At 46.1% G+C, this 4,821-nt stretch carries 4 protein-coding genes and 1 pseudogene; all 5 read right to left on the bottom strand.

Features of this window, described 5'->3' with window-relative positions:
* Positions 1-337: pseudogene (locus A3739_RS01730) on the bottom strand (hypothetical protein); the annotation flags it as partial.
* A gap of 8 nt (positions 338-345) precedes the next feature.
* Positions 346-1,368, bottom strand: coding sequence for a flagellar motor switch protein FliG (fliG, locus tag A3739_RS01725; RefSeq protein ID WP_068480006.1), 1,023 nt, complete (start codon positions 1,366-1,368; stop codon positions 346-348).
* Positions 1,361-3,076, bottom strand: coding sequence for a flagellar basal-body MS-ring/collar protein FliF (gene fliF / locus A3739_RS01720; protein WP_068480151.1), 1,716 nt, complete (start codon positions 3,074-3,076; stop codon positions 1,361-1,363). Before fliF ends, fliG begins: the two co-directional genes overlap by 8 nt.
* 34 nt (positions 3,077-3,110) lie before the next feature.
* Positions 3,111-3,485 (bottom strand): flagellar hook-basal body complex protein FliE, encoded by a 375-nt coding sequence (gene fliE, locus A3739_RS01715; protein WP_068480004.1) that lies wholly within the window; start codon positions 3,483-3,485, stop codon positions 3,111-3,113.
* A 209-nt stretch (positions 3,486-3,694) separates the two neighbouring features.
* Positions 3,695-4,821 (bottom strand): sigma-54-dependent Fis family transcriptional regulator (locus tag A3739_RS01710; RefSeq protein WP_068500031.1); only part of this gene is annotated, 1,127 nt, incomplete at its 5' end.

Genomic DNA, 4,821 nt, shown 5'->3' with positions numbered 1-4,821 from the left:
GCAAGGCCTTTAATTGATCTGAAAGAGCTTGTTTGTGCGATTGCAACTCACTGTCAGCTTGTTGACGCCCCTGCTCTAAGCCTTCTTGCTTACTTTGTTCGATACCAACGGTACGCCCTTCTTCGACGCCGGCGTTGTAACCATCGGCTTTTCCTTGCTTAAGCCCCTCTGCATAGGCTTCCGCGCGGATCGCCTCCAAATCGTCTGCTGTCAACGGTTTTACTTTTGCACTATCGGTATAGTCTTCACCTGAATTGAGATTAGGTAGCTCCCAGCGCTCGTAAGCACTTAAGCTTTCGACAGGACGATCGTCCTTAGGTGGATTTTGTTCACTCATACCAATACTTAGATCATTTCCTCACCGCTTCCACCCAAGGCTATTTCGCCAGAGTCTGCCAAACGACGAGCAATAGTAAGGATATCTTTTTGAGATGCTTCAACTTCCGATACTTTAACAGGTCCTTTCGCTTCAAGATCATCGCGAAGAAGCTCTGCAGCACGTTTCGACATGTTGTTGAATATTTTCTCTTGTAGGTCAGCGTCTGCACCCTTGAGTGCGACAATTAATACTTCGCTAGAAACTTCTCTGAGTAGTGTTTGGATGCCACGATCATCAACATCTTTCAGGTTGTCGAAGACGAACATGAGCTCTTCGATTTCGTTACCAAGGTCTGAATCGATCTCTTTGATGTTGTCCATCAAATCGCCTTCGATCGAAGACTCCATAAAGTTCATTATGTCAGCTGCCGTTTTAACACCACCAATTTTACTGGTCGCTGTCGCGGTATTCCCCGAGAATTGTTTCTCAAGAATATCGTTTAATTCTTGCAGGGCCTGTGGCTGAATCGAATCCAAAGAAGCGACACGCATCATAACGTCTAAGCGCACTTTTTCATCGAGGATACCAAGAACTTCAGCCGCTTGGTCGGGCTCCAGATATGACACAACGATCGCTTGAATTTGAGGGTGTTCATAACGGATAAGCTCAGCGACTGCTCGCCCTTCCATCCATTTTAAGGTATCGAGTCCAGTCGTATTACCACCAACTAAGATACGATCGATTAATCCTGAGGCTTTATCTTCACCCAAGGCCTCATTCAGCATGTTCTTAATGTACTGGTCTGAGCCAATGCCCATACCAGTTTGACGACCGACTTCTTCGATGAACTCAATCAGGACGGCTTCAACTTGCTCTTGGGTAATATTGGTCAAGCTAGCCATGGTCGAACCGACACGATGAACTTCTTTTGGGCCCATGTGTTTGAGAATTTGCGCCGCATCAGCTTCGCCTAAACTCAATAGCAGCACTGCTGCTGCCTCTAAACGAGGAAGTGTCGGTAATTGTGCTGCTTCTGTGTTATCAGCCATCTTGATTTACCCAAGTTCTCACTACTTGTGCCACTCGTGCTGGATCTTCAGCGATTAAACCTTTGAGCGCATTAATTTGTTTATCGTAACCTTCAGACGCGCCAGGCAACATAAAGTCTTCACCACTTGTTCCTAATGCAGCCATCGCGGGGTTATCGCCGTCCATACGTTCAAACGAATCTAGCGTTGGACCTGAACCGTCCATACCGCCTAATGCTAACTCTTTTGCTTCGGCACCTGAACTTACAAGGCTTTTAAATATGGGGCGAATAATCGCGAACACTACAATTAAGGCAACAACGACTGCCAAGGCTTTCCAAACAACTTCCCAAAACCATGCCTGTTCCCAGATCTCGGGTTCTACAAATTCTTCGATCTCTTGCGGCGCAAACGGAGTGTTGACGACGTTAACGCTGTCGCCGCGTGTTGCATCATATCCAACGGCGTTGCGCACAAGTAATGTTAGACGCTCAAGCTCTGCGTCGCTCCATTTTTGGAACGACACTTCCCCTGTTTCAGGATTGATGTTACGAATGTCATCCACTGCAACTGCAACAGTCAGACGTGAAACGCGCCCCTTTTGATGACGGGTGTAGCTCACCGTTCGGTCGACTTCATAATTTCGCGTTGCTTGCTTACGCAAATTAACAGGTGCTGCTTGCTCCGGCTGCGCAGCGCCCTCACCCGCTTCTTCAGGCACTTCTGCATTCACTGGCGGTTGATTAGCCAAAGCTCCTGGGATACCACCGTCGACACCATTTGCTTTTTGCTCATCCAGAGTCTGTTCGCTGCGTACCGCACCCATATCAGGATTGAACAACTCTTCTGCTTCTTCGATTTCTGTAAAGTCAACGTCAGCTGATACTTCAGAACGAAAACGACCAGAGCCTAGTACCGGATCAAGAATACTTGTGATTCGATTATTTAGAACCGACTCTATCTTGCGCGAGTATTCAAATTCACGAGAAACTCTTGCGTCTTCTTCCGTTTCGTTATTCTTAGAAAGCAAATTACCTCGCTGATCTACGACAGTCACGTCACTCTTCATCATCTCGGGTACGCTACCCGCAACGAGGTTAACGATTGCTTCAACCTGCTCTCTTGAAATACCACGCATAGCGGGAACTTCGATCAATACAGAGGCTGATGGTTTGCGTGAATCGCGAACGAAAACGGAACGCTTTGGAATTGCAAGATGGACACGTGCGTGTCGGATATTTCGGAAACTAGAAATCGTGCGTGAAAGCTCACCTTCTAGTCCGCGCTTAAAACGAGTCGACTCCATAAACTGGGAACTACCCAAACCTTGGTCTTGATCTAGTAGCTCATAACCTATCGATTGATCAGACGATATTCCGACAGCGGCCAATTTTATTTTTGCTTGATACAGTTGCTCTGACGCAACTAGAAGCACCCCACTCTGAGGGTCAACTTTAAAATCTATGCCATTTAAATTTAGTACCCGCGTCACTTCTTCCATATCTTGCGCTGCGATGTTTTGCATGGCGGGTTGGTAATTTGGCTCTTGTAACCAGAGGACTAACGCAAGACCTAGTGCAACACTGCCCGCCAAACCAATCATCAAACCAATTTGACGGAACAAACCTAGACGATTAACACCTGTCATTAGGTCGCTTTGTGCTGGATCAGCTACCATATCAGTAGATCCTTTACCTACTGTCGTTGCTGGTACGCTTGCTTCGCTCATATTTGCTGCCATGATATTGCTCTAATCCTACCTATTAAACCGGCATCTTCATGATATCTTCGTACGCTTTCACTACTTTGTTGCGTACCTGTGTTACAGCCTCAAACGCGACTGAAGCTTTCTGAGACTGGATCATTACCTGAGTGATGCTGACGTTTGGATCGCCTTGAGAATAAGCTGTTTGTAATGCGCTAGATTTCTGTTGTGCGTCATTTACCGAGTTGACAGCGTTAGATAACAAATCACTAAACTTCGGGATCTCATCAACCTTGTTAGTCGGGTTGATTTGAGTTGGAGAGACTTCTGGCTTTAACTGCTCTGCAGGTTGAATCTGCGCGCGAATGTTACGCATCTCTGCCAATACTTGTGAGATATCGGCTCGGCCAGTGACTGAATTGATTCCTGACATAGGCGCTCCCCTCTAGTTGAATGTCAATTTTTCGTTGTAAACAGTAATAGTTAGTGACAACAGCACAAATCAGGCCAAAACAATTACTGACTATTGAACATTTCTAGCAGGCAAAAAAATGGGGCCTAAATAGGCCCCGAATCAGCAGATTGACAAACTAAATTACTACTTAGCCATAGTGTTCGGTATCAAAAATCTGACACTTTTTTCTATGCTGCTAACTCTGACGCAATGTCGATGCCAAGTTCGCGCATTTGCGCTAATTTATAACGCAAGGTTCTCGGACTGATGCCTAATTTCTCGGCGGTTTGCTTCTTCTTGCCCCCTTCATCCTTGAGGGTATCGATAATAATTTGATATTCACGAAGTTTTAAATCTTTGCCTAGAGCACTGCTGTCGATATCCACGTTCAAGCTTTGTGGCGACGTTTGCTCCACTGTATTCTGACTATTCATCGACTCTGTCAAATTCTCGACAGTAGTTGGTTGAGGCTCATCGACGATAATGTGGCTATCGGAACTCAAATAATCGTCTGATGACGATATTCCTGGCATATCCAAAATCAAGTCTGAGGCTTTTATCACCCCGCCCTCTGCCAGGATCAAAGATCTCTGTACGGCGTTGTCGAGTTCACGAACGTTACCAGGCCAAGGATAATTCAATAACAAGGCTTTGCATTCATCGTTCAGTACAACCTTTCCTCGACGCATTTTCGCGGCATGCACTTCAAGCAATCGCTGAGCAATAGGTAGGATATCGTCTGGGCGCTCGCGAAGTGGTTTCCATGACATTGGGAATACACTTAAACGGTAAAACAAATCTTCTCGGAATTTCCCTTCGTCGACGTATGACTTCAAGGCACGGTTGGTCGTCGCAAGCACACGAACATCCAGTTTTATTGGTTTCTTACCACCAACGCGCTCTACTTCACGTTCTTGCAATACACGCAGCAACTTGGCCTGAAGCCCTAAATCCATCTCTGACACTTCATCAAGAAGCAGCGTACCGCCATTGGCTTGTTCAAATTTACCTGGAGAGCTGTTGTAAGCGCCGGTGAATGCACCTTTTTCATGGCCAAACAACATTGCTTCTAGCATGTTTTCAGGAATCGCCGCACAGTTGATTGCGACAAATGGCTTGTTTTTTCTTGGTGAATTCGCGTGAATGTATCGCGCCAATACTTCCTTACCCGTTCCACTCTCACCGGAAATCATGACAGTCGAATCGGTTTTCGCGACCTTGCGCGCAACCTTAAAAAACTCTTTGGTAAATTTAGCGTTTGCAACCGGCTCATCACTAATTTCAGGATTGCTGTTAGCACCAACTATTTTGTCGA

The sequence above is a fragment of the Oleiphilus sp. HI0067 genome, assembly GCF_001635735.1.
This window is presented reverse-complemented; position numbering and strand designations above follow the sequence as displayed.